The following is a 22,345-nucleotide window of genomic DNA, read 5'->3' as shown; positions in this document are numbered from 1 at the left end:
CGAGATTAAATGTTGTTCGAACTAAACGCTTTTTGTCATTTATACGTCGTTATTGCTTTTTTATGTGGAATAACCACATATTCATCGCAATGCCTTGTCTAAAGACCAATAAACTGGTGCAAAGATAAACGCGAAAGATAAACAGGCCCTAGTCACTTAAATTAATATTGAATAATGCTTGTAAAATCCATTTAAGTTATTTACAGTGATATACTGTATACAATATATTTATATGTGGACTAGCTTATAAGTAATTGTTATACAGTTAATCTCTCAGGTTTAAGCATTAAGAGGGCTCCCCTATTGCCTTCTTAATGCTTACTTTTACCAAGCCGCAATCTTCGTGCGGCTTTTTTTCTTATTGATCTATGGCAGAGCATTGTTGCACAGGTTGATAGCGGTCTGGCTGGGAACTGATGAAACATTCATCGAGCATTGAACAATAACAAATGGATATTTTCAGTTCGCTTCTCGCCTTATCAAGGGCTTGCCAAAAAGGGTAATTGTCAGGAGTTTGATCAAGAGTGATATGATGAAGAGTATCATTGCCTGCAATAATGGCATTATGTAAAGGAGAAGTGATTAAACCACTTTGGTGAAGGGAGAGAGGTTCAACATTTTTAGGTAAACAACAGTCCTGTAATAAAGAGCTTAAATTCATATAACGTTTATTTTTGTAGCCGTAAGTAACGTATTTTATGATCGCTGGTCCAACGCCAGCATTCTTTATATTCATTGATATTTTAGCTTTTTCAGCATTGATATCATAATTCCCAGAATCGATTTGTATTAACGGCATCGTCATTGCTTTTACCTGTTTATTTGCTGCTTCAGCTTGAATATATGTCGCATAAAATGAAGCTGCAGAAATAAAAATTGCGCACACGGCTAGAAAAATACTCAAGCTTTCACTGGTGAAAAGCTTAGATTTGAGCTGAGGTGTTAGCTGATCAACTATGCGGGCTGGTTGTTGTGCTTTATCGGTCTCTTTGATTACATTTCTTTTATTTTTCACTTGGATAATCTCTTCTTATTAGGATGTTTTACGCGCTAATATAAATTTCTTACATTTTTTGTAATAAAACAATTATAGCTAAGACTAACTGCCTAAGTTTTTAGAAGGAATAACAAAATGACAGTACCTTGGAAAAGTATTGCGGTGATGGGCTTAGTTACAGTATCTAGCTTATCGAAAGCCAGCGATGAAAAATTATCATTAAATGATTGCCACCTTGAGGGAATTACCCAGTTAGTGCAATGTGGCAAACTTGAAGTACCTGAAAATTATAATCATAAAACGGGTGAAACCATATCAATTAATTTTGCGGTACTGCCAGCCATTGATAATAGTCAGAAAAATGAACCTTTAATGTTTTTGGCAGGGGGCCCCGGTCAAGCAGCAGTAAGTTTAGCTGGTGGATTATATAAAGCCTTTAACGAAGTTAGAAAAACCCGCGATTTAATCTTAGTTGATCAACGTGGTACGGGGGAATCAAACCCGCTTCAATGTGAAAATGCAGAGCAGCTTGATCCATATACCAATTTACCTTCTGACTTTTCTGTTAAAGAAATAAAACAATGCTTAACGCAACTAGAAGGCGACTTATCGCAATATAACTCTGAAAATGCCATTCGAGACTTTGAAGCTGTTCGTGCTGCATTAGGCCACGAAAAAATAGCGATATACGGTGGCTCTTATGGTACTCGTGCAGGCCTGGTTTATATGCGTATGTTCCCTGACTCTTTAACCTCCGTTATTTTAGACAGTGTTGGCCCAATCGAAGTACCTATCGGTTTATTCGGTAAAAGTGCAGAGCGTTCGTTTAATATGCTTCTTGAAAATTGTCGCGCTGAAGAAAGTTGCCAAAATGCTTATCCAAATCTAGCACAAGAATTTGAACAAGTGAAAGCAGAGCTTGCTAAACAGCCAGTTACTGTTTCGCTACCTCATCCAAGATTAGGTACGCCAATGTCGATGAAGGTTGATGAACAAAAGTTTGTGTCTACTATTTTTTCTCAACTTTATTCTGTCGAAATGCGTTCATTAGTTCCGTTGATTATACATCAGGCATCGCTCGGTAATTATGCACCTCTAGCTGGTCTAACTGCTGCTGGTGATATTGGCGAAGGGATGTTTCTTGGCTTAACGTTTAATATTCTTTGTAATGAAGATGTGCCCAGAGTTACTGACTCGATGTGGCAAGCGGATGCCGAGAATACCTTTAATGGCAATATTGGACAATACGGGTTAAAGCTTGCGTGTCCATTGTGGCCAACGTATCAAGTATCAACAGACTTTTCATTACCTGTAAATGCTGATATTCCTACGTTAATTATTTCTGGAGATTTAGATCCTGTTACTCCGCCAAGTAATGCTGAATATTCAGATAAAACTTTGCCAAACAGTAAACACATTATCATACCAAACAGCTCACATACACCAGGGGTTCAACCTTGCGCTATGGGAATGATCAGTGAATTTTTAACAACCCAAAACCCAAATGATCTTGATGACTCTTGTCTTACAGATATTCCAGCAGAATCATTTATGACCAGCTTAAACGGCGGAGTGTAAGGAAATATTATGATAGAAGTACATGAACTACATAAAACTTTTAAATCTAAAAAGCAGTCTGTTACCGCGTTAGATGGTTTATCATTCCAGGCAAATGATGGTGAAATTACGGGTATTTTAGGTCCTAATGGCGCAGGTAAAACGACTTGTTTACGTACATTGTATGGTTTGCTTGCTGCAGATCAGGGTTATGCAAAAATTGATGGAGTAACAGTGACGGAAAACCCGTTACAAGCTAGAGCAAAGCTTGGCATATTTCCTGATAAATTTGGTTTGTATGAACGTTTAACTGCTTATGAACAAATTGATTACTTCGCGAGTTTACATGGTATGCACGGTGAGCAAAAAAAGCTGGCGATAGAGAAAATTCTAACAGATCTTGATATGCAAGAACTGGCACATCGTAAATCGGCGGGATTCTCTCAAGGTCAGCGGATGAAAGTAACCCTTGCTCAGGCGCTAGTGCATCAGCCGCAGAACTTTGTATTAGATGAGCCCACCCGTGGACTAGATGTAATGAGTACACGTGTGCTACGCACTTATCTTAATAAGTTTAAAGAAAAAGGTCATTGTATTTTGTTTTCATCTCATGTGATGCAAGAAGTTGCAGCGCTATGTGATCGCGTGGTTATTGTTGCGAATGGCAAATTAGCCGCCCAAGGTACGCCTCAAGAGTTATGTGATTTAGCGGGTGAAACGCTATTAGAAGAAGCCTTTGTAAAATTAATCGGCTCAGACGAAGGGGTAGCAGCATGATCCAGTTTAAAGCATTATTAATAAAAGAATTAAAAGAAGCATTTCGTGACAAACGTGCTTTAATGGTTGCATTAAGTATGGGTTTACTTATGCCTGTGTTTATTATGGTTTTTTCAAAGTTTGCCATCAATGAGGCGGTTGATAATCCGCCAATATATGTGAAAATTACTGGGGCTGAATATGCACCAAAATTGATGAAATCGTTTACCGATAATAATATTCTTCCTTTTGCAGAAGTACCCGAGGATAAAAAACGCCAGTGGGATGAATATAATGTTGAATTGATCATCCCTGATAACTTCGCTGACAACTTGCGTGAAGGTCACCCAATAGATTTAATTCTACGCGCTGACTATAGTGAAAAATCGTTGAATGCACCAATACGTCGTATTAAGGATGAAGTACGTCAACATTCATTAAGCATCGGTTATAAACGTTTATTAGTCCGTGGTATCGACGTAAAATTATTGCGACCTATTAATTTACAAGAGCAAGATACCTCGGCACCAACAAGTAATGCGGTGATTATTACCCTAATGTTAGGTTTATATCTAATGATGGGGGCATTTGTCTCTGGTCAATCAATTTCTGTTGATTCAAGTGCCGGTGAGCGTGAACGAAATGTGCTAGAGCTATTATTATGTCAACCCGTTGAAACATATAAAATAGTGTTAGCTAAATTGATTTGTTCAAGTTTAATCGCCACAATTTCTGTGACCCTAATGTTGAGCTTAACCACGGTATCAGTAAGCTTTGTTGATTTAGCAAAAATCGGAGCAACGTTCAGCTTAGATGTTTCAACATTTATAGCGTTACTTATGCTACTGATTCCCTTATGTTTCTTAGCATCATCATTACAGTTGTTTTTTGCTTTTCAAGCAAAATCTTTTAAAGAAGCGCAATCAACCGTAGCAATGCTTATTATGGTTCCTGCTATGGTTCCGTTAGCGATGATGATGATGGACAACAAACCGGCATGGGTTGAATGGGCACCAATTTCCGCACAATCTATACTGATGGAAGATTTGTTTAAAGGTTTACCTGTGGATTGGAGTGCGCTTTTGGTTAGCACTGCTGCAACACTCGCCTTGACTGCTGCATTAGTGGTAGGAATGTCGATACGCTTGAAGTCTGAAAAAGTAATTATGTCTTTAAGTTAAATGGTAGTTGGTGATCTGTGAATAAAACGTTAAAATTGCCCGCATTAAAACAAGATTGCTTTTTAACAGCAACAGATGGGAATTCTTACGTTTTGGATCATCAACAAACTTTTACGCAGTGGATGACGGAGCACGAAAAGTTGCTTCGTCATATTATCACGGGTTTTGAAGCTAAGCCGGCTTTACAAGATGAACTTTTTCAAGAAATTGCTTTAAATATATGGCGAGCATTACCCTCGTTTAGGCATGACTCGGCCGTTAAAACCTTTGTTGCACGAATTGCACATAATGTATTAGCAACACATGTTGCTAAAGCCGTTCGTACGGTAAAGGCTGATCACGATCTTAGTGATATGCCGCAAGAGATAGAAAAAGATCATCAACAACCAACACCCTTTCAGTCTTTAGATCAACAACAGCGTCAGCAAAAATTAGCGCAGGCTATTCGTCAATTAAAATTGGATCAACAGCAGGTAATAACGCTTGCTTTAGAAGGGATGAGTTACCAAGAGATTGCAGACGTACTATCTGTTAGTACAAATTTAGTGGGAGTTAGGCTACAACGCGCTAAAGCATCATTGAGTAAGATACTCGGAGCACACTCATAATGACTGCAAATAACAATGAACCTGATAACAACATGAATCAAGATAACGATACTGACACTTCATTTATTGATGAACAATGGCAGGAATTGGCGAAAGATTGGCAGCAGCAACCAACAGAAAAAGCTGATATTAAAAAGCTACTTAAAGAAACAAAACGAAGAACACGTAAAGCGAAATGCTTATTCTGGGGAAATGTGGTTGCAACCATAGGGCTTTTATTTGGCGCAATGTATGGCACATTGATTGAAGACTCTTGGGAAAGATCATTTCTGAGTTACATGTGGGGCAGCTTCGTACTTTCGGTTGTTTTCTGTTATTACGAATATAAGATCAGACAAACAGCCTGGCAACAAATCAATGATAGCCCAGAAAATGCGATTAATAATGCGATAAAAGGTATTGAGTCCTCATTAAGCTATATTCGTTTAACGAAGTGGTCTTGTATACCCTTTGGGCTATTAGCTAACTTTTTTGTTTATGAAACGGCAATTAATGCGGAAAAACCGGCAACGAACGGTTTAATTACTATTAATATACTTATAATTCTTATGTTTGCTATTACTCATTGGTTTGGACTAAAACGCCAAAAAGAGCTTAAAGCAATGATTGCCAAAACAAAGAATAATTAACCGCTTTTGTTGGTTAGGCCATATTAAATTCGGTTTTAATTCTTTAATCCTGAATTTAATATGTTGTTCTTTGGTTTTTTATTCGATATATTACTTCAATAGCGAATATGATCTCGCAAAAGAAAACTTTTACCGCATATAGCACAAAGAGCAATCGATATATTTCATTAAAAAATGAAATAACTGCATCGGGTTTTTGCGTATACTTTAGCGCCTGATTCAGGCAAAATATGCGGCAATTAATTTAGACAACCCTCCAGCAAATGCCTCGTATAGTGCAAGGCCATGATGCTGAGAACTTGAGGTAAAAACATGCTTACTCGTGATATGAATATTGCTGACTTTGATGCTGAACTATGGCAATCAATGACTGACGAAACGACTCGTCAAGAAGAGCACATCGAACTCATTGCTTCTGAAAACTACTGTAGCCCTCGTGTACTTGAGGCACAAGGTTCTCAGTTAACTAATAAATATGCTGAAGGCTACCCGGGTAAACGTTACTACGGTGGCTGTGAATTTGTAGATAAAGCTGAAGCACTTGCTATTGAACGTGCGAAAGCATTATTTGGTGCTGATTATGCCAATGTGCAACCGCACGCTGGCTCTCAAGCAAATGCTGCTGTATTTCAAGCACTTGTAACGCCTGGCGGGAAAGTTCTTGGTATGAGCTTGGCGCATGGTGGTCATTTAACACATGGTGCACACGTAAACTTTTCTGGTAAATCTTATGAAGCGATTCAATATGGTTTAGACCCTGAAACCGGTGATATTGACTACGCCGAAATGGAACGTTTAGCACAAGAACATAAGCCGGAAATGATCATCGGAGGTTTTTCTGCATTCTCTGGAGTGGTTGATTGGGCGCGTATGCGTAAAATCGCTGATAGCATCGGTGCTTACTTTATGGTTGATATGGCGCACGTTGCAGGCTTAGTGGCTGCAGGCCTTTATCCAAACCCTGTTCCACATGCTCACGTTGTAACAACGACAACGCATAAAACATTGGCTGGTCCTCGCGGTGGTTTAATTGTTGCTGGTTGTGGCGACGAAGCTATTTATAAGAAATTAAATTCAGCCGTATTTCCTGGTGGTCAAGGTGGCCCATTAATGCATGTTATTGCAGCTAAAGCAGTTGCCTTTAAAGAAGCATTAGAGCCTGAATTTAAAGTGTATCAACAACAAGTGCTTGATAACGCTAAAGCGATGGTAGCAGTGTTACAGGAACGCGGTTACAAAGTTGTTTCGAATGGTACTGAAAACCATTTATTATTATTAGATTTAATTGATAAAGATATCACCGGTAAAGATGCTGATGCGGCGTTAGGTCGTGCACACATTACTGTGAATAAAAACTCGGTACCCAATGATCCACGTTCTCCTTTTGTTACTTCAGGCTTACGCTTAGGCACACCGGCAATTACTCGTCGTGGCTTTGGTGTAGAAGAAACTAAAGCATTAACAGGCTGGATCTGTGACATTCTTGATGATATCAATAATGAAGCAACGATAACTACGGTACAGGAAAAAGTGAAAGAGCTTTGTGCTCGTTTGCCGGTTTATGCCTAGCTAACCTCTGTTTAAGATCGGTGGACAGATAAAACTCTGTACGCCTAAGTAGATTAAAGCCCAAAGGAAACTTTGGGCTTTTTAGTATTTGTCAGTTACTTCACGCATAAATTCCTTTAAAATAACCTCATCTTTGTAAATAGTAGGAACAGGCATGTATTGCCCATTTTGTACGGCGACTGAAACTAAAGTGATAGATTCTCGTCTAGTGGCAGATGGCCACCAAATCAGGCGACGTAGAGAATGTATTGCTTGCTTAGAACGCTTTACTACGTTTGAAATGGCTGAACTTGTTATGCCTCGTATAATCAAGCGAGATGGTTCAAGAGAGCCGTATCATGAGGAAAAGCTCCGCTCTGGTTTAATGCGTGCTTTAGAAAAGCGTCCTGTCAGTGTCGAACAAACTGAAAAAGCAATTAATCGACTAAAATCCAAACTTCGCGCAACGGGTGAACGTGAAGTTTCAAGTGAAATGTTGGGTAATCTAATTATGGAGCAGTTGAAAAAGCTTGATAAGGTTGCTTATGTTCGCTTTGCATCTGTGTACCGTTCTTTTGAAGATATTCGCGAATTTGGCGAAGAAATTGCTCGGTTAGGTGGTGATAACTAAGATGAGCTGTAACACTTTTACCCTTGATGATCACCGTTACATGGCAAGAGCGATAGCACTTGCTAAAAAAGGGTTATATACCGTTTCACCTAATCCACGCGTAGGTTGTGTGTTGGTGAAAGATGGCAAGGTGGTTGGTGAAGGTTGGCATCAACAAGCAGGTTCTGCACATGCTGAAGTTAACGCATTGGCGCAGGCCGAAGAACAGGCAAAAGGCGCAACAGCGTATGTTACTTTAGAGCCTTGCTCACATTACGGTAAAACACCACCTTGTGCTAAGGGGTTAATAGACGCTGGTGTTGTCAAAGTAATTGCTGCTATGGTTGATCCAAACCCACAAGTATCTGGTAATGGTTTATCAATGTTAACGCAAGCAGGCATTGAAACAGCTTCTGGGTTACTTGAAGCTGATGCTCAAGCACTTAACGTGGGCTTTATTGCGTTGATGACTCAACAAAAGCCTTATGTTCGTTGTAAGCTTGCAGCCAGTTTAGATGGGAAAACAGCGATGTCTTCGGGTGAAAGTAAATGGATCACCTCTCGTGAAGCTCGCTGCGATGTACAACAGCTTAGAGCACAAAGTTGTGCGGTAATTAGTGGTGCCGATTCTATCTTGCATGATAACGCACGCATGACCGTACGTTGGTCAGAACTGGGCGATATTAAACAACATTATGCAGAACAAGAAGTTCGACAACCTGTTCGCGTGGTCATCGACTCGCAAAACCGCTTAACCCCAGATCTTGCACTTTTTGAAACTACATCACCCGTGTTGATATTAACGGCTCGACTTGAAAATACGCATCAATGGCCACATTTCGTAGAACATATTTGTGTTAAGCAATCACAATGTGGTCACTATATTGATTTAACCGCAGCGTTGAAAGTATTAGCGGATAAAGGCTTAAATGACGTGTTAATCGAGTCGGGTATGGAATTAGCGGGCGCATTCATTGAACAAAACTTAGTTGATGAATTAATTCTATATCAAGCGCCCAAGTTACTTGGCCATGCTGGGAAAGGTTTGGTGAATTTTTCTCATATTGATAGGTTAACACAAGCAAAATCATTACACATTCAAGATGTTACTCGAGTAGGTGGCGATATAAAGATTGTTGCACACTTTACTCATGACAAGGTAAAAGTAGAGAACTAGCATGTTTACTGGAATTATTGAAGCTGTCGGCACGATCAAGCAAATACAAGTAGGGTCGCATGGTGCTCGAATTGTTATCGCGACAGGCGTATTAGATATGTCAGATGTAAAGCTTGGCGACTCAATAGCAACCAATGGTATTTGTCTAACTGTGATTGCTTTTGATAGCACAAGTTTTAGTGCCGATGTCTCTACAGAAACACTCTCACGTACCGGATTTGCTCATTATAAAGTGAACCAACAGGTAAATTTAGAAAAAGCCATGTTACCTACAACACGGTTTGGCGGCCATATTGTTTCTGGACATGTTGATGCTGTTGTTTGTATCACACAAATCAATAGAGTTGGAAACAGTATCGATTATTGGTTAGAAATGACTGATGATATAGCACCCTATATTGCGGAAAAAGGTTCAATTACTATCGATGGTGTAAGCTTAACGGTCAACTCAGTAGATACAACATCCTTTAGATTGACTATTGTTCCACACACGTCGAACCAAACTATTATGCCAAGCTATCAGATAGGTAGTCAGGTAAATATTGAAGTAGATGTAATGGCACGTTACATCGAACGTTTATTGTTAAAAAAACAAGACAACAACACACAAACACTTGGCGTGACAGAATCGTTGTTACGTCAAAGTGGTTTTATTAAAAATTAAGAGGCTGTCATGAATTTACATACTCCGCAGGAGCTAATTGACGATATTAAACAGGGAAAAATGGTCATCCTAATGGATGACGAAGATCGCGAAAATGAAGGTGACTTCATCATGGCAGCGGAACTTGTTACGCCTGAAGCCATTAATTTTATGGCAACACACGGTCGTGGTTTAATTTGTATGCCAATGACCATCGAACGCTGTAAAAAATTAAACCTGCCTTTAATGGTCAGTAAAAATGATGCACAGTTTTCAACGAATTTTACGGTTTCAATTGAAGCGGCAGAAGGAGTTACAACGGGAATTTCAGCCGCAGACCGTGCTAAGACTGTATTAGCTGCAGTTTCTAAAGAAGCAAATCAGCACTCTATCGTACAGCCGGGACATATTTTCCCTTTGATGGCGAAAGATGGCGGAGTGCTTAATCGAGCAGGACATACAGAAGCTGGTGTTGATTTGGCAAGGTTAGCAGGATTAGAACCTGCTTCTGTGATTGTGGAAATCCTTAATGAAGATGGCACAATGGCCCGCCGCCCTGATTTAGAAGTAATTGCTGAACGCCATGGCATTAAAATGGGAACAATTGCCGACCTTATTGAATATCGTAATGCTAACGAAACAACGATTGAGCGCGTGTCACAATGTAAACTGCCTACCGCTTTCGGCGAGTTCGAACTTACTGTTTTTAAAGATACTATTGACGGCCAAGCGCATTTTGCATTAACTAAAGGTGCAATCGAGCACGAAACCCCCACTTTAGTGCGTGTACACTTAGAAAATACCTTTAGAGACTTATTGTTTAGTCAACGTGAAAGTGTTGCTAAGTGGCCGATTGGTGATGCATTAGCCCGAATAGGTAAAGAAGGTGGCGTATTAGTGTTGCTGGGTAAGCACGAGTCGCCTGACGAGCTAATCACGCAAGTAAAAAAATACGCTAAGCTTGATGCTGGCGAAGAAGTAAAAGAAGTGCAGCGTCATATTGGATCACGAAATGTTGGTGTTGGTTCACAAATTTTGGCTAACTTAGGTGTAGGTAAAATGCGCTTATTAAGCTCACAAGTAAAATATCATTCACTATCAGGTTTTGGTTTAGAAGTTGTGGAATATATTAATGAAGAATAGCGTTATTGATTCTGATTGTTAACGCGTACTATATGGACGCCTTTTGTTGCTCAGCGGCTAACAAAAGGCGTTTTTTTATCGTCAAGATAATGTGCGTGGTAATATTGCTTTAAGCGTATTTTTTCTTCCCCTTCGTACCAACGTAAACGCGGTGCTAAATAATTAGGTTGTTTAGCTTCTTGTGATAACAACTGGTTAATGCGATGAGTAACTTGTTTTCCCCAATCATTATCTGAACATGCAAAGTGTACAGGTAAATAGTTACTTGATGAGAGTTCATCTAATGAGATCGTTGAATAATTACTTGAAAGCCTAAGCATATGTTTAGCGTAATTTATCACGGGCGGGTACTCTATTAACATGTCGAAACGGCGACGAAAAAACATACGTATTAGACTGTTATAGTTATTTTGCCAAACAACACGGTTATCTGATAAATGTACAGCTAGAATATCATTAATGACCCCTGGGTAGCGTTGCGTGGCGACACCTATCCTTGTATCACTAGCTTTGAGTATAGAGACTAAAGAAACAGAAGGTTGATACTTTAAACTGGGAAAGTCATCTTGATGATAAATAAGTTGATGGGGTAATAAAAAGCTGTTTGTGTTTGATAGTAATGCGGGGGTATTAGACAGTGCAGAAGGTGAGCATACTTTGGTTTTTTTGGTAAATTCTCGGCGCAAGCGTTGTGTATTCATCACCACTTTTTTATGGTGGTACGATGGCATTTGCAAGATTATTTGATCAAGCAAACTATCGTAAATTCCTTGGCCTTTATCGGGCCCTTGTAAAATATAAAAAGGTGGCCAATCGACTATTCGCCATGTAATGGTTTCTTTGGCTTGCGCACAAGCATGAAAAAACGTTAATACGATGCCGGTAAGAAAAAGTTTATTAAGCAATACAACAACTTATTTTTTATATACTATCGTAAATGATGTAACCATACGCTATCAGAGCGTTTGGTTACATTCAACATTTGATTAACAAAATGAGGTTTTATTTTAATTGAACCGGATCTCGTCTGTGTTGTGTTGCTTGTTCGTAACTGTATGCTGCTTCTATTAATGTACCTTCTTGTAAAAATCCTCCAATGAACGATATACCCACCGGTAAATGCTTAACAAAGCCCATAGGAACGGTAATATGTGGATAACCAGCTATTGCAGGAGCGCTTGAAGCAGCACCAAGATAATGGTCTCCGTTTACATGATCAATTTTCCAAGCAGGACCTGTTGTTGGAGCAACTAAAAGATCTAATTTGTGATCGTTTAACAACTTGTCTATGCCATCTTTTTGTGTCGCTTGTTTAGCACTTTTTAATGCCGTGAGATAATCTTGTGCAGTTAATGCCGCTTTTGATTGGGCCATTTGCATTATTTCTTGAGCAAAATGTGGCATCACTTTTTCAGCATTTTTTTGGTTAAACTCAATGATCGCCTCCAGTGATTTGGGTAATCCTTCTGCTGTATTTGCTAAGTATGTGTTTAGATCTGCCTTAAACTCATAGAGTAACACTTCAAATTCATTGCCACCCCATGTATCTTTAGTTTCAAAAGTAATATCATCGATGATAATTGCGCCTTGGGCACGAAGATCTTTTATTGCTTGTTCGAAGGTACTATCTAATTGATTGTGATACCCCATTAAATTTCTAACTACACCTATTCGTTTGCCAGCCAAACCGTCTTTTTTAAGATGCTGTACATAATCGACAGTCGATGCAACGGGTGCAGGGTCGTGTTTATCAATAGCCGTCATAGCGCTTAGCATAATAACGGCATCGCTTACTGTTTGTGCCATTGGGCCAGCGGTATCTTGGCTATGTGCAATAGGAATTATGCCACTGCGGCTCACCGTACCAAGTGTAGGTTTGATGCCGACAATACCGTTAATTGCAGCTGGGCAGGTGACAGAACCATCGGTTTCAGTACCAACGGCTAACACAGCAAAATCTGCGGCAATAGCGACACCTGATCCTGAACTTGAGCCACATGGACTACGTGTTATATCGTGAGCATTTTTAGTCTGACCATACATACTGCTCCAGCCACTAGATGAAGACGTAGAGCGGAAGTTTGCCCATTCGCTAAGGTTAGTTTTACCAAGAATAATCGCGCCAGCCTTGAGCAATTGCTTGACTAAAAATGCATTATTGGCTGGAAAATTTTCTTTAAGTGCTAATGACCCTGCGCTATTTGACATATCGTCTGTGGTATCAATATTATCTTTTAATAACACAGGAATACCGTGAAGAGGGCCGGTTAATCCATGTTGTTTAAATTGCTCATCTAAAACTTTTGCACGGGTAAGGGCGTGTGGGTTAATTTGAGAAACGGCATTAAGGGCTGCGCCTTGTTTATCGTGTTGTTTGATACGTGCTAAATAATGCTTAACCAATTGCTCGCTAGTAAGTGTTCCTTGTTTAAACTGTTGGTGAATGGTGGTAATTTTTGTCTCTGTGGTAGGTAGGGTATTCGTATTTGCTTGCGTAGATAATATCTGACCAAGCAAAAACAGCATGATAGTGAGTATGCGCATAGTGATCCTTAATTATTATTTTTTGTTTTTATAACGTAGCGCAGAACTTATTGTCCAGAAAATTGAAAAATTAAGTAAACGAAAAAAGTGGCAACTGTGCAGCAAGGGTTACAAAAAAACGTTGTGCTTTACTGTTATATCGGATGATTTGAGCACAACGTTTTAAACTTGTTAATCGAGAAAAGCATTAACTTTAGCGATTATTCCTTTTGAGTCTAAGCCAAGTTCTTGATGAATTTCGTTTTGCGTACCGTGTTTAATAAACTGATCAGGTAAGCCAATATTTAAAATACTCACTTGAACTTTTTTGCTGAGTAAGTACTCATTAACTGCTGAACCAGCACCACCCGAAATGGCGTTGTCTTCTATCGTGACTATTACATCATGTTGTTGTGCAATTGTTTCGAGCAGTGTTTCATCTAATGGTTTTACAAAACGCATATCAACAAGTGTTGCATTAAAATGTGTTGCTGCAACGTTAGCTTCTGTCAGCATGGTACCAAAATTAAGAAAAGCGACTTTATCACCTTGGCTGATAAGTTTCGCTTTACCTATCTCAATGGTTTCGGTTAATGCAGGTAATTCAACACCAATAGCGTTACCTCTAGGGTAACGAACTGCCGCTGGTTGATTGGCTTTATGACCGGTTGTTAGCATTAATTGGCATTCACGTTCATCTGATGGTGTCATGATGATTAAATTAGGAATACAGCGCATAAAACTAAGATCAAATGCTCCTTGGTGTGTAGGACCATCTGCGCCAACAATACCAGCTCTATCTATGGCAAATAATACTGGCAAATTTTGTATTGCGATATCGTGGATCAATTGATCATAACCACGTTGAAGAAAACTGGAATAAATGGCTACAATCGCGTTATTACCACCAATGGCAAGCCCAGCAGCAAACGTGACAGCATGCTGCTCTGCAATGGCAACATCGTAATACTTTTCAGGAAAACGCTGGCTAAACTCAACCATACCTGAACCTTCACGCATAGCTGGCGTTATAGCTGCTAGTTTTTCATCCACTTCTGCCATTCTGCATAGCCAATCGCCAAAAATTTTCGAATAAGTAGGTAAGCTTGGCGGACTTTTTGGTAACCCTGTTTCAGATGGATTAAATTTTGGTACAGCATGATACTTTATTGGATCTTGCTCTGCTGCTTGGAAGCCTTTACCTTTTTTAGTGGCAATATGTAGTATTTGCGGCCCTTTAAGGTTGCGCATGTTACTAATAGTATTCACTAAGCCGGTAACGTCATGACCGTCAATTGGGCCAATATAATTAAACCCTAACTCTTCAAAAAAAGTGCTGGGCACGACCATACCTTTTAAGTGCTCTTCAGCGCGACTTGCGAGTTCTTTAATGGGGGGAATATTATTTAATAAGCGTTTACTGCCTTCTCTAAATCCCGTGTAAAAGCTACCCGATAACATTTTCGCTAAATGATTATTTAACGCGCCAACATTTTCAGAAATCGACATTTCATTGTCGTTTAAAATCACCAACATATCTTTGTGAATATCACCAGCATGGTTTAATGCTTCAAAGGCCATTCCTGCCGTCATGGCACCATCACCTATGACAGCCACAACTTTTCTATTTTTTCCTTCTTTTTCTGCGGCAACGGCTAATCCTAGTGCGGCTGAAATTGAAGTACTTGAATGACCAACACTAAGCACATCATATTCACTTTCTTCACGCCAAGGAAAAGGGTGAAGACCATCTTTTTGACGAATAGTATGGAGCTGATCACGCCTGCCAGTAAGAATTTTATGAGGATATGCTTGATGGCCTACATCCCAAATTAAATGATCAAAAGGCGTATTGTAAACATAGTGCAAAGCAACCGTTAATTCTATTGTGCCGAGGCCAGATGCAAAATGACCACTACTTTTGCTGACAGAGTTAAGCAAATAGCGACGTAACTCATCACTGGCATTTGGTAATTGATCGGGCGATAACTTACGCAAATTATCGGGCGTATCAATTTTTGAGAGTAGCGGGTAATCGTTTAGATTTATCGTCATAGTTGTTCGTTTTAATAGAACCTAGCTCGTTCGTTGAATTATAAATGTCGCAAAGTCTGACAAATTTTGAGTATTGTAAGGCAATCTACGCAAAGCTTGAAGTGATTGTTGAAACAAGTCGTCTGCTTTTTGTTGCGCACCTTGTAAACCCAATAATGAAGGGTAGGTACTCTTGTTTGCTTCTAGGTCAGATCCTGTTGGCTTTCCAAGCTCTTCTTCACTAGAGGTAATATCAATAATATCATCGCGTACTTGATAAGCTAAGCCAACATGCTGTGCATATTCTTTTAGTGCCTGTTTTTCATCGGTTGTAACATTAGGTGCACATTCCGCTGCCATTAACACGGCAGCTTGCAATAAAGCGCCGGTTTTTAAATGATGTAGTTGTTCAAGTGCGGCCAACGTAATACAGCTATCAGTTGCTGAAAGATCTAAAGCTTGGCCACCGCACATGCCTTGATAGCCAGCCGCATCAACCAGTAATTTCATTAAGGTTAATTGTTTTCTTTTTACTTGTTCTGAAAAAGGGTGGTTTACTAAAATATCAAACGCAAGTGTTTGTAGACTATCGCCGGCAAGAATCGCGGTAGCCTCATCGAAAGCTTTATGACATGTTGGTTTACCGCGACGTAAATCATCGTCATCCATGGCAGGTAAGTCATCATGTAATAATGAATAGGCGTGAATGCACTCAATTGCTGCAGCAACTCCATCAATATCTTCTATTGATGCGCCAAGAGACTCACCTGTAATGTAAGCAAGAAATGGCCGCATACGCTTACCGCCAATGAGTAAACCGTAGCGCATGGCATCATGTAATTGTTGGTCATTAACGGCAATATTGTCTAATGCGTTTATAAGGTATTGATCAATACGTTGTTGGTATTGGGGTAATCCTAACAAGTGTTGCACTGGCTATAGCTCGTTTGATTCAAATGTTTCTAATGCTGACTTTTCTTGTCGTTGCATCAAAATTTGCACTTTTTGTTCAGCGTCTTTCAGTTTTTCTTGGCTAACTTGGCTTAATGCTAAGCCGCGTTCAAATAAGGTCATTGAGTCTTCTAGATTCAATTCGCCTTTTTCAAGTTGATCGACAATTGTTTCAAGCTCTTTTAACGCTTCTTCAAAACTTAAGTTCTCAATTTTTTTACGTGCCATGATCTCGCTCAAACCGCGCCTTTTTATAAGTAACGCGCAAGATACCTTAGCTGTGCGCTTTGTTCAACTGAGCAACTAAATTACTTTCAATGAAATAAAGTGAAAATATTTGTTAAGTTATTGACAATATGGGCGATAATATAAGTATTCTCGTGATAGATTATAATGCAGTCGCGAATTAATACGCCTTAGGTTATTATCATTATCGGGCTAGCAATTTAGCAACATTTTTTCGGAGGCTTGTGTGGATTTAGCTACGCTACTAGGAATTTTAGGTGCCATTGGGTTCGTGGTCATGGCCATGGTATTGGGCGGCGACATCAATATGTTTATTGATACCCAATCCATACTTATCGTATTTTGTGGCTCTACTTTTGTTGTACTTGCGAATTATAACCTTGGCCAATTCTTTGGTATTGGCAAGATTATGGGCAAGGCCTTTATGTTTAAGATTGAAAAGCCTGATGAGTTAATCGAAAAGTCGGTTGAAATGGCTGATGCTGCTCGAAAAGGTGGCTTTTTAGCTTTAGAAGAAGCTGAAATATCCAATGCCTTTATGCAAAAAGGTGTTGATATGCTGGTTGATGGCCACGACGCTGATGTGGTTAGAGGTACACTGCAAAAAGATATTAACTTAACAACAGAGCGACATGAAACCGGTATAGGAATGCTGTCGGCATTAGCCGAAATTGCACCAGCAATGGGTATGATTGGTACCTTAATTGGTCTGGTTGCGATGCTTTCAAATATGGATGATCCTAAAGCGATTGGCCCAGCAATGGCGGTTGCATTATTAACTACTCTTTATGGTGCTTTTTTGGCTAATGTCATTGCTATACCTATCGCGAATAAATTAAAGCTACGTATGGCAGAAGAAAAACTCAACCAAGAACTTATTTTAGACGCTGTGCTTGGCATTCAAGACGGGCAAAATCCGCGCGTAATTGAAGGGTTGTTGAAAAACTACCTTGCTGAAAGTAAACGAGCCGTTAATACAACAGAAGAGTAGGGAGCTAGCATATGGCAAATCCTCCTGAGTGTAAATGTCCACCACCTGGCCTACCGCCATGGATGGGTACCTTTGCCGATCTTATGTCATTATTGATGTGCTTCTTTGTTTTATTATTATCTTTTTCTGAAATGGACGTGCTGAAGTTTAAGCAAATTGCAGGGTCAATGAAATTTGCTTTTGGGGTACAAAATAAAATTGAAGTAAAAGATATTCCCAAAGGCACCAGTATTATTGCGCAAGAATTTAGGCCTGGTAAACCTGAGCCCACGCCTATTGAGGTGATCCAACAACAAACAGTCGAAATGACCCAACAAATGTTAGAATTTCAGGCGGGTGATGAAACTTCTGCTGGTGGTCGCCAAGAACAGCGTGGTACTGAACGGGGCGGGCAATCACAAAGTACGGCTGATGAAATGTCAGCGCAGGCGCGACAAAAAGCCAGTGATGAGTTAGAACAGGCATCACAAGAACAAGTAAATGAACTGGTTAAAAAAATTGCAGATCAACTTGAGCAGCAAATACAAGACGGCGCTATTGAGTTAGAGCAGTTAGGACAACAGATTATTATTCGTATCAGAGAAAACGGTTCTTTCCCCTCTGGTTCTGCTTTTTTACAGCCTCAGTTTCGTCCTATTATTCAAGAGATTGGCGAGTTATTAAATACAGTGCCAGGTGAAATTATGGTATCTGGTCATACGGATAATCGCGGTATTAGTTCTGAGTTATTCAGCTCAAATTGGGATTTATCAAGCAAGCGAGCAGTAGCCATTGCGCATGAGCTAGTTAACGTTGATGGCTTTGATCCTTCAAGAATGATTGTCGCAGGGCATGCTGATGCGAAACCGTTAGTGCCTAATAACAACGCGCTTAATCGTCGCCGTAATCGCCGGGTTGAAATTGCGATTAATCAAGGCAAAGCAAAAGAAACAGAGCCAGTGTCGATTATTTCTAGTGAGTCACAATAGTCAAAGTACTAGCTCAACACCCCAATTCAAAAGGATCGCTTAGCGATCCTTTTTTTTCGCACATTTATCTTGCTTGATGTATAATCCGCGCCACCAAAATTCCGGATAAGTTGTTATGAGATTTATTATTAAGCTTCAGGCTGAAATTGCGATTAAAAGTAGACCTGTACGTAAACGTTTCACTAAGATTTTAGAATCAAATATAAAAAACGTTTTACGTCGCGTAGATGAGCAGGTTACGTCAAAAATTAATTGGGACAGTATTGAAGTAAATAGTAAAAATAACTCTGTAGAAAATCGCGAAAAATTAGTGAACGCATTAACGTGTATTCCTGGGGTTGCGATGATCATTGAAGTGCAACAACGTGAATTTACCGATTTACATGACATCTTTGAAAAAACACTTGAAGTACACGGCAAACATATTGAAAACAAAACTTTTTGTGTACGTGTAAAACGTACCGGAGAACATGATTTTTCTTCACTACAAGCTGAGCAATATGTTGGCGGCGGGCTTAATCAAGCAGTTGACTCTGCAAAAGTACAACTGAAAAAACCTGATGTAACCGTTCGGTTAGAAATCAAGCATAAAGATTTGTTTATTGTCACTGAACGTCATAAAGGCTTGGGCGGGTTTCCAATTGCAACTCAAGAAGATGTTCTTTCGTTAATGTCTGGTGGATTTGATTCAGGTGTTTCAAGTTATCAAATGATCAAAAAAGGCGCACGTACCCATTACTGCTTTTTTAATCTAGGTGGCTCGGCGCACGAAGTAGGTGTGAAAGAAGTAAGCCATTTTCTGTGGAATAAATTCGGAGCATCACATCGAGTAAAGTTTTTTGCAGTTGATTTTGAACCTGTTGTTGCCGAAATTTTAGAAAACATTGAAAACGGTCAAATGGGCGTAATTTTAAAGCGTATGATGATGCGCGCGGCTGCAAAAATTGCTGAAAAACGTGGTATACAAGCGCTTGTTACCGGTGAAGCATTAGGGCAAGTTTCTAGTCAAACCTTGACTAATTTAAATGTCATTGATCGTGTGACTGACACATTAATATTACGTCCGTTAGCTGCTTATGATAAACAAGATATTATCGATATTGCACGCGCAATTGGCACCGAAGATTTTGCTAAAACTATTCCTGAATATTGTGGTGTGATTTCTAAAAAGCCAACAGTTAAAGCGGTACTATCGAAAATAGAAGCGGAAGAAGAAAATTTTGATTTTTCCATTCTTGATCGGGTTGTTGAAGAAACTCGAATTTTTGACATAAAAGACATAGGTGAGCAAACCGAGCAAGAAATTCATGCCGTTGAAGAAGTATCTGAGCTAGGTGACGGTGCTATTGTATTAGATATTCGAAGCCCAGAAGAAGAAGACGAGCGCCCGCTTGAAATAGAGCATGTAACCGTGCAACATTTACCGTTTTTTAAATTAGCCACCCAATTTGGTGACTTAGATCAAACCAAACAATATTATTTGTATTGTGAACAAGGAGTAATGAGCAAGTTACAGGCTCTATACTTGATTGATATTGGCTTTGAAAACGTTAAGGTTTACCGGCCTTAACAAGTAAAACTATCAATTAGTATGCTTGGCTGACTTGTTGATACAGTGACAAGTTATTTGGTACTTCTAGTTGATGTTGCTTTGCCAACTCTACAATATAGCCATTGATATGTTCAATTTCAGTGGCTTTATTTTGTTGAAAATCCGCTCGCATTGAGGAACAATTGTTAGCAGTAATTGATGCAACCTTAAGCACATTGTTGATCAATTGCTGCAATTCTAGTTTGATATTTTCCGCCGCAGCGACTTGCGTAATTTCATAACAAATTTTATTTATTAACGCTTGGTACTGTGGCTTGAGTAATTCACCGTTATCAATATTATTGAGTGCAGTAATGGGGTTTATTACGCAATTGATGGCTAATTTTATCCATTGATGATAAGCAATATTATCCTGCCAAATTACACTCGGTAAGGCTTGATTCAATATAGTTGTTGGTGTTTGATGTTCTGCTTTTGTTACCTGTTGCAACTTACCTAGTTGGCTTTGACCTTTACCTGTATGGGTGATAGCAAAGTTATCCGTTTTTTTGCTGCCATGGGTAGTAAGCAAGGTAAGGACAGTTTGCTTAGCTAGTACAGCATGAATATCGCTTGGTGCAATAATGCCGTTATGGCATAAAATGACCGTTGCTTTTTCATTTAAGTAAGCTTGATACTGCTTTAATGCAGGTAAAATATCATAAGCCTTTAAACACAAGAGTACGATATCTGCAAGTTGAAGTTGTTCTTTATTTATGATGTTAAGTGGTATCACCGATAACTGATTATCGTAGGTGGTCAGTGACATATTAGTGTCAGTAATAACTGCACGTTGTGAACATAATAATGCTGGGGAATGCTTAGTGATAACTAAGTGTGAATACCATAATAAACCGATTGCACCTTGTCCTATTACGACTATTTTCATCAACGTACTCGCTGGAAATACATTAACTTGATCCACTTTAATGCGACAAAGGTTAAAATACCGACGGTGTCGGCAATAAAATCACTTAGCTCAGGGTTTCTGAAACCTAAATACCATTGCCCAATTTCTGTAAGTGCAGCATAACAAATTAATGCGATAGATAATGTGATCAAAGGAAAACGGCAAGCACTATTTAGAAACCAAGTTAATAGAAAAAATCCTAGCATATGACCAATAGAGTCGATATCAGTTCCCCGGTTAATAATAGCCTCTAAATCTTTGGCGAGTAGGCTTACACTAGCGATTATAAAGATAAAAACAAATAAAATAAGCAAAAGCTTTTGGCTGTTCATTTTGTATGATTATGATTTGTCGTGCGAAAATTACATCATATCATGAGAGGTGAATAAAAAAATGCCATGGATATTGGTTTTTAGCAATTATAGATTTTGTTATGATGCCATTAACGATGATTAAATGAGAAAATATTATGCCATCAATGGATATTGTATCTGAGATTAATATAGAAGAAGTACGTAATGCCTCTGAAAATGCTACAAGAGAGTTAAGCACACGTTTTGATTTTAGAGACGTTGAAGCGAGCTTTGAATGGAAAAGCCCAAATGTGGTGGTAACTGCAGAAGGTGATTTTCAAATTAAACAATTAGTTGATATGTTACGTAATCAATTAACGAAACGTAACGTTGACCCACAATCAATGTCTGTGGGAACTCCTGAGTTTTCAGGGAAAAAATGCTCGGCGACCTGTAGCTTCAAAGAAGGCATTGATCAACCTACAGCGAAAAAAATCGTTAAAGCGATAAAAGATAGTAAGCTAAAAGTGCAGGCTGCAATTCAAGGTGAGCAGGTACGTGTTACCGGTAAGAAACGTGATGACTTACAAGCTGTAATGAAGTTAGTAAGAGAACAAGAATTAGAACAATCTTTTCAATTTACCAACTTTCGCGATTAATCCAGAAATTTCTATCTAACCTGAGCTCGGGTTATCTAATAGCGCTTATTTTAAATCAGTATAAATAAGCGCTAATTATCTGCCGCTGTTGAAAAAATAATCTATTTGGTATCGTCTACTTTACAGCTGTTCAGAGATTCTGAATAAATAATCCTTAATATTGAACTTAAAAAGCTGTTTTTATTGGCTGAGATTAAGTAAATTAATCCGAAGTCTAGGGCTTATTAGTTTTTAGTGTGTTTTTTTACCGAAACAATCTTTGTATGATTTTATTTTGTCACTGACATTTTAAGTAGAAATTGTGAACTAAAGTACAGATTAGATTATAAG

General features: G+C 39.1%; 22 protein-coding genes. 14 read left to right on the top strand and 8 right to left on the bottom strand.

The annotated features are described in order from the left end of the window. Nucleotides 1-358: 358 nt before the first annotated feature. Nucleotides 359-1,015 (bottom strand): hypothetical protein, encoded by a 657-nt coding sequence (locus QUE72_RS15475; protein WP_074500333.1) that lies wholly within the window; start codon nt 1,013-1,015, stop codon nt 359-361. 117 nt (nt 1,016-1,132) lie between these two features. Here QUE72_RS15475 and QUE72_RS15470 point away from each other — a divergent pair, with 117 nt between their 5' ends. The 10 genes from QUE72_RS15470 to ribBA all read left to right on the top strand — a co-directional run bounded on the left by QUE72_RS15470 (nt 1,133) and on the right by ribBA (nt 10,849). Then, on the top strand, nt 1,133-2,575 hold the full coding sequence (locus QUE72_RS15470) for an alpha/beta hydrolase (protein WP_286269982.1): 1,443 nt from the start codon (nt 1,133-1,135) through the stop codon (nt 2,573-2,575). Between the two features lie 9 nt (nt 2,576-2,584). Continuing rightward, the gene (locus QUE72_RS15465) at nt 2,585-3,331 is read left to right on the top strand and encodes an ABC transporter ATP-binding protein (protein ID WP_286269980.1); all 747 of its coding nucleotides are present in this window, start codon (nt 2,585-2,587) and stop codon (nt 3,329-3,331) included. After that, nucleotides 3,328-4,491 carry an ABC transporter permease gene (locus QUE72_RS15460; RefSeq protein WP_286269978.1) on the top strand — a complete coding sequence of 388 codons (1,164 nt, stop codon included), beginning with the start codon at nt 3,328-3,330 and terminating at the stop codon, nt 4,489-4,491. The genes QUE72_RS15465 and QUE72_RS15460 overlap by 4 nt, the downstream gene beginning before the upstream one ends. Nucleotides 4,492-4,508: 17 nt before the next feature. Beyond that, nucleotides 4,509-5,099: an RNA polymerase sigma factor gene (locus QUE72_RS15455; protein ID WP_254849608.1), complete on the top strand. Its 591-nt coding sequence runs from the start codon at nt 4,509-4,511 to the stop codon at nt 5,097-5,099. Beyond that, nucleotides 5,099-5,728, top strand: coding sequence for a hypothetical protein (locus QUE72_RS15450; RefSeq protein WP_074500342.1), 630 nt, complete (start codon nt 5,099-5,101; stop codon nt 5,726-5,728). Before QUE72_RS15455 ends, QUE72_RS15450 begins: the two co-directional genes overlap by 1 nt. Before the next feature lie 312 nt (nt 5,729-6,040). Beyond that, nucleotides 6,041-7,297 (top strand): serine hydroxymethyltransferase, encoded by a 1,257-nt coding sequence (gene glyA, locus QUE72_RS15445; protein WP_074500345.1) that lies wholly within the window; start codon nt 6,041-6,043, stop codon nt 7,295-7,297. Nucleotides 7,298-7,451: 154 nt separating this feature from the next. Continuing rightward, on the top strand, nt 7,452-7,907 hold the full coding sequence (gene nrdR / locus QUE72_RS15440) for a transcriptional regulator NrdR (protein WP_286269976.1): 456 nt from the start codon (nt 7,452-7,454) through the stop codon (nt 7,905-7,907). A gap of 1 nt (nt 7,908) precedes the next feature. Continuing rightward, nucleotides 7,909-9,063 (top strand): bifunctional diaminohydroxyphosphoribosylaminopyrimidine deaminase/5-amino-6-(5-phosphoribosylamino)uracil reductase RibD, encoded by a 1,155-nt coding sequence (ribD, locus tag QUE72_RS15435; RefSeq protein WP_074500350.1) that lies wholly within the window; start codon nt 7,909-7,911, stop codon nt 9,061-9,063. 1 nt (nt 9,064) lies between these two features. Then, entirely contained in the window at nt 9,065-9,727 is a 663-nt protein-coding gene (locus QUE72_RS15430) for a riboflavin synthase (protein WP_286269974.1), read from the top strand. A 9-nt stretch (nt 9,728-9,736) separates the two neighbouring features. Further along, nucleotides 9,737-10,849, top strand: coding sequence for a bifunctional 3,4-dihydroxy-2-butanone-4-phosphate synthase/GTP cyclohydrolase II (gene ribBA, locus QUE72_RS15425; protein ID WP_074500355.1), 1,113 nt, complete (start codon nt 9,737-9,739; stop codon nt 10,847-10,849). A gap of 50 nt (nt 10,850-10,899) precedes the next feature. Here the strand turns inward: ribBA and QUE72_RS15420 are convergent, their stop codons facing one another. From QUE72_RS15420 to xseB, 5 genes are all read right to left on the bottom strand, one after another. Further along, nucleotides 10,900-11,754: a hypothetical protein gene (locus QUE72_RS15420; protein WP_286269971.1), complete on the bottom strand. Its 855-nt coding sequence runs from the start codon at nt 11,752-11,754 to the stop codon at nt 10,900-10,902. 97 nt (nt 11,755-11,851) lie between these two features. Beyond that, nucleotides 11,852-13,393 (bottom strand): amidase, encoded by a 1,542-nt coding sequence (locus QUE72_RS15415; protein WP_286269970.1) that lies wholly within the window; start codon nt 13,391-13,393, stop codon nt 11,852-11,854. A gap of 171 nt (nt 13,394-13,564) precedes the next feature. Then, nucleotides 13,565-15,427, bottom strand: coding sequence for a 1-deoxy-D-xylulose-5-phosphate synthase (gene dxs, locus QUE72_RS15410; protein WP_286269968.1), 1,863 nt, complete (start codon nt 15,425-15,427; stop codon nt 13,565-13,567). 21 nt (nt 15,428-15,448) lie between these two features. After that, entirely contained in the window at nt 15,449-16,339 is an 891-nt protein-coding gene (gene ispA / locus QUE72_RS15405) for a (2E,6E)-farnesyl diphosphate synthase (protein ID WP_407704933.1), read from the bottom strand. A gap of 3 nt (nt 16,340-16,342) precedes the next feature. Beyond that, nucleotides 16,343-16,585, bottom strand: coding sequence for an exodeoxyribonuclease VII small subunit (gene xseB / locus QUE72_RS15400; RefSeq protein ID WP_074500365.1), 243 nt, complete (start codon nt 16,583-16,585; stop codon nt 16,343-16,345). 244 nt (nt 16,586-16,829) lie between these two features. Between xseB and pomA the strand changes: the two genes are divergently transcribed. The 3 genes from pomA to thiI all read left to right on the top strand — a co-directional run bounded on the left by pomA (nt 16,830) and on the right by thiI (nt 20,132). After that, a complete protein-coding gene (gene pomA, locus QUE72_RS15395; protein WP_074500368.1) occupies nt 16,830-17,594 on the top strand; it encodes a flagellar motor protein PomA in 765 nt (254 codons plus the stop codon). A gap of 11 nt (nt 17,595-17,605) precedes the next feature. Beyond that, a complete protein-coding gene (locus QUE72_RS15390; RefSeq protein ID WP_286269967.1) occupies nt 17,606-18,562 on the top strand; it encodes a flagellar motor protein MotB in 957 nt (318 codons plus the stop codon). A gap of 115 nt (nt 18,563-18,677) precedes the next feature. Beyond that, the gene (gene thiI / locus QUE72_RS15385) at nt 18,678-20,132 is read left to right on the top strand and encodes a tRNA uracil 4-sulfurtransferase ThiI (protein ID WP_286269965.1); all 1,455 of its coding nucleotides are present in this window, start codon (nt 18,678-18,680) and stop codon (nt 20,130-20,132) included. 16 nt (nt 20,133-20,148) lie between these two features. On the opposite strand, the gene QUE72_RS15380 is transcribed toward thiI, so the two are convergent. Together QUE72_RS15380 and QUE72_RS15375 are read right to left on the bottom strand one after the other, a co-directional pair. Further along, nucleotides 20,149-21,042 carry a ketopantoate reductase family protein gene (locus tag QUE72_RS15380; protein WP_286269964.1) on the bottom strand — a complete coding sequence of 298 codons (894 nt, stop codon included), beginning with the start codon at nt 21,040-21,042 and terminating at the stop codon, nt 20,149-20,151. Next, nucleotides 21,042-21,395, bottom strand: a complete 354-nt coding sequence (locus QUE72_RS15375) for a VanZ family protein (RefSeq protein WP_286269963.1) — start codon at nt 21,393-21,395, stop codon at nt 21,042-21,044. The genes QUE72_RS15380 and QUE72_RS15375 overlap by 1 nt, the downstream gene beginning before the upstream one ends. A gap of 137 nt (nt 21,396-21,532) precedes the next feature. Here QUE72_RS15375 and QUE72_RS15370 point away from each other — a divergent pair, with 137 nt between their 5' ends. Next, entirely contained in the window at nt 21,533-22,015 is a 483-nt protein-coding gene (locus tag QUE72_RS15370; protein WP_286269962.1) for a YajQ family cyclic di-GMP-binding protein, read from the top strand. The last annotated feature ends 330 nt before the right edge of the window (nt 22,016-22,345 follow it).

Origin of the sequence: Thalassotalea hakodatensis (assembly GCF_030295995.1) — a bacterium.
Classification (GTDB): Bacteria; Pseudomonadota; Gammaproteobacteria; order Enterobacterales; family Alteromonadaceae; genus Thalassotalea_C; species Thalassotalea_C hakodatensis.
Note: the sequence above shows the minus strand (reverse complement) of the source record. Positions and strands in the feature narration are given on the sequence as shown.

Excerpts from the sequence above, each read along its gene's own strand:
- QUE72_RS15430 (WP_286269974.1), top strand. The coding sequence starts at position 9,065 with ATGTTTACTGGAATTATTGAAGCTGTCGGCACGATCAAGCAAATACAA.
- QUE72_RS15370 (WP_286269962.1), top strand. The coding sequence starts at position 21,533 with ATGCCATCAATGGATATTGTATCTGAGATTAATATAGAAGAAGTACGT.
- thiI (WP_286269965.1), top strand. The coding sequence starts at position 18,678 with ATGAGATTTATTATTAAGCTTCAGGCTGAAATTGCGATTAAAAGTAGA.
- ribBA (WP_074500355.1), top strand. The coding sequence starts at position 9,737 with ATGAATTTACATACTCCGCAGGAGCTAATTGACGATATTAAACAGGGA.
- xseB (WP_074500365.1), bottom strand. The coding sequence starts at position 16,585 with ATGGCACGTAAAAAAATTGAGAACTTAAGTTTTGAAGAAGCGTTAAAA.
- QUE72_RS15390 (WP_286269967.1), top strand. The coding sequence starts at position 17,606 with ATGGCAAATCCTCCTGAGTGTAAATGTCCACCACCTGGCCTACCGCCA.
- QUE72_RS15415 (WP_286269970.1), bottom strand. The coding sequence starts at position 13,393 with ATGCGCATACTCACTATCATGCTGTTTTTGCTTGGTCAGATATTATCT.
- nrdR (WP_286269976.1), top strand. The coding sequence starts at position 7,452 with ATGTATTGCCCATTTTGTACGGCGACTGAAACTAAAGTGATAGATTCT.
- QUE72_RS15465 (WP_286269980.1), top strand. The coding sequence starts at position 2,585 with ATGATAGAAGTACATGAACTACATAAAACTTTTAAATCTAAAAAGCAG.
- QUE72_RS15460 (WP_286269978.1), top strand. The coding sequence starts at position 3,328 with ATGATCCAGTTTAAAGCATTATTAATAAAAGAATTAAAAGAAGCATTT.
- ribD (WP_074500350.1), top strand. The coding sequence starts at position 7,909 with ATGAGCTGTAACACTTTTACCCTTGATGATCACCGTTACATGGCAAGA.
- dxs (WP_286269968.1), bottom strand. The coding sequence starts at position 15,427 with ATGACGATAAATCTAAACGATTACCCGCTACTCTCAAAAATTGATACG.
- QUE72_RS15375 (WP_286269963.1), bottom strand. The coding sequence starts at position 21,395 with ATGAACAGCCAAAAGCTTTTGCTTATTTTATTTGTTTTTATCTTTATA.
- QUE72_RS15450 (WP_074500342.1), top strand. The coding sequence starts at position 5,099 with ATGACTGCAAATAACAATGAACCTGATAACAACATGAATCAAGATAAC.
- glyA (WP_074500345.1), top strand. The coding sequence starts at position 6,041 with ATGCTTACTCGTGATATGAATATTGCTGACTTTGATGCTGAACTATGG.
- QUE72_RS15470 (WP_286269982.1), top strand. The coding sequence starts at position 1,133 with ATGACAGTACCTTGGAAAAGTATTGCGGTGATGGGCTTAGTTACAGTA.
- QUE72_RS15380 (WP_286269964.1), bottom strand. The coding sequence starts at position 21,042 with ATGAAAATAGTCGTAATAGGACAAGGTGCAATCGGTTTATTATGGTAT.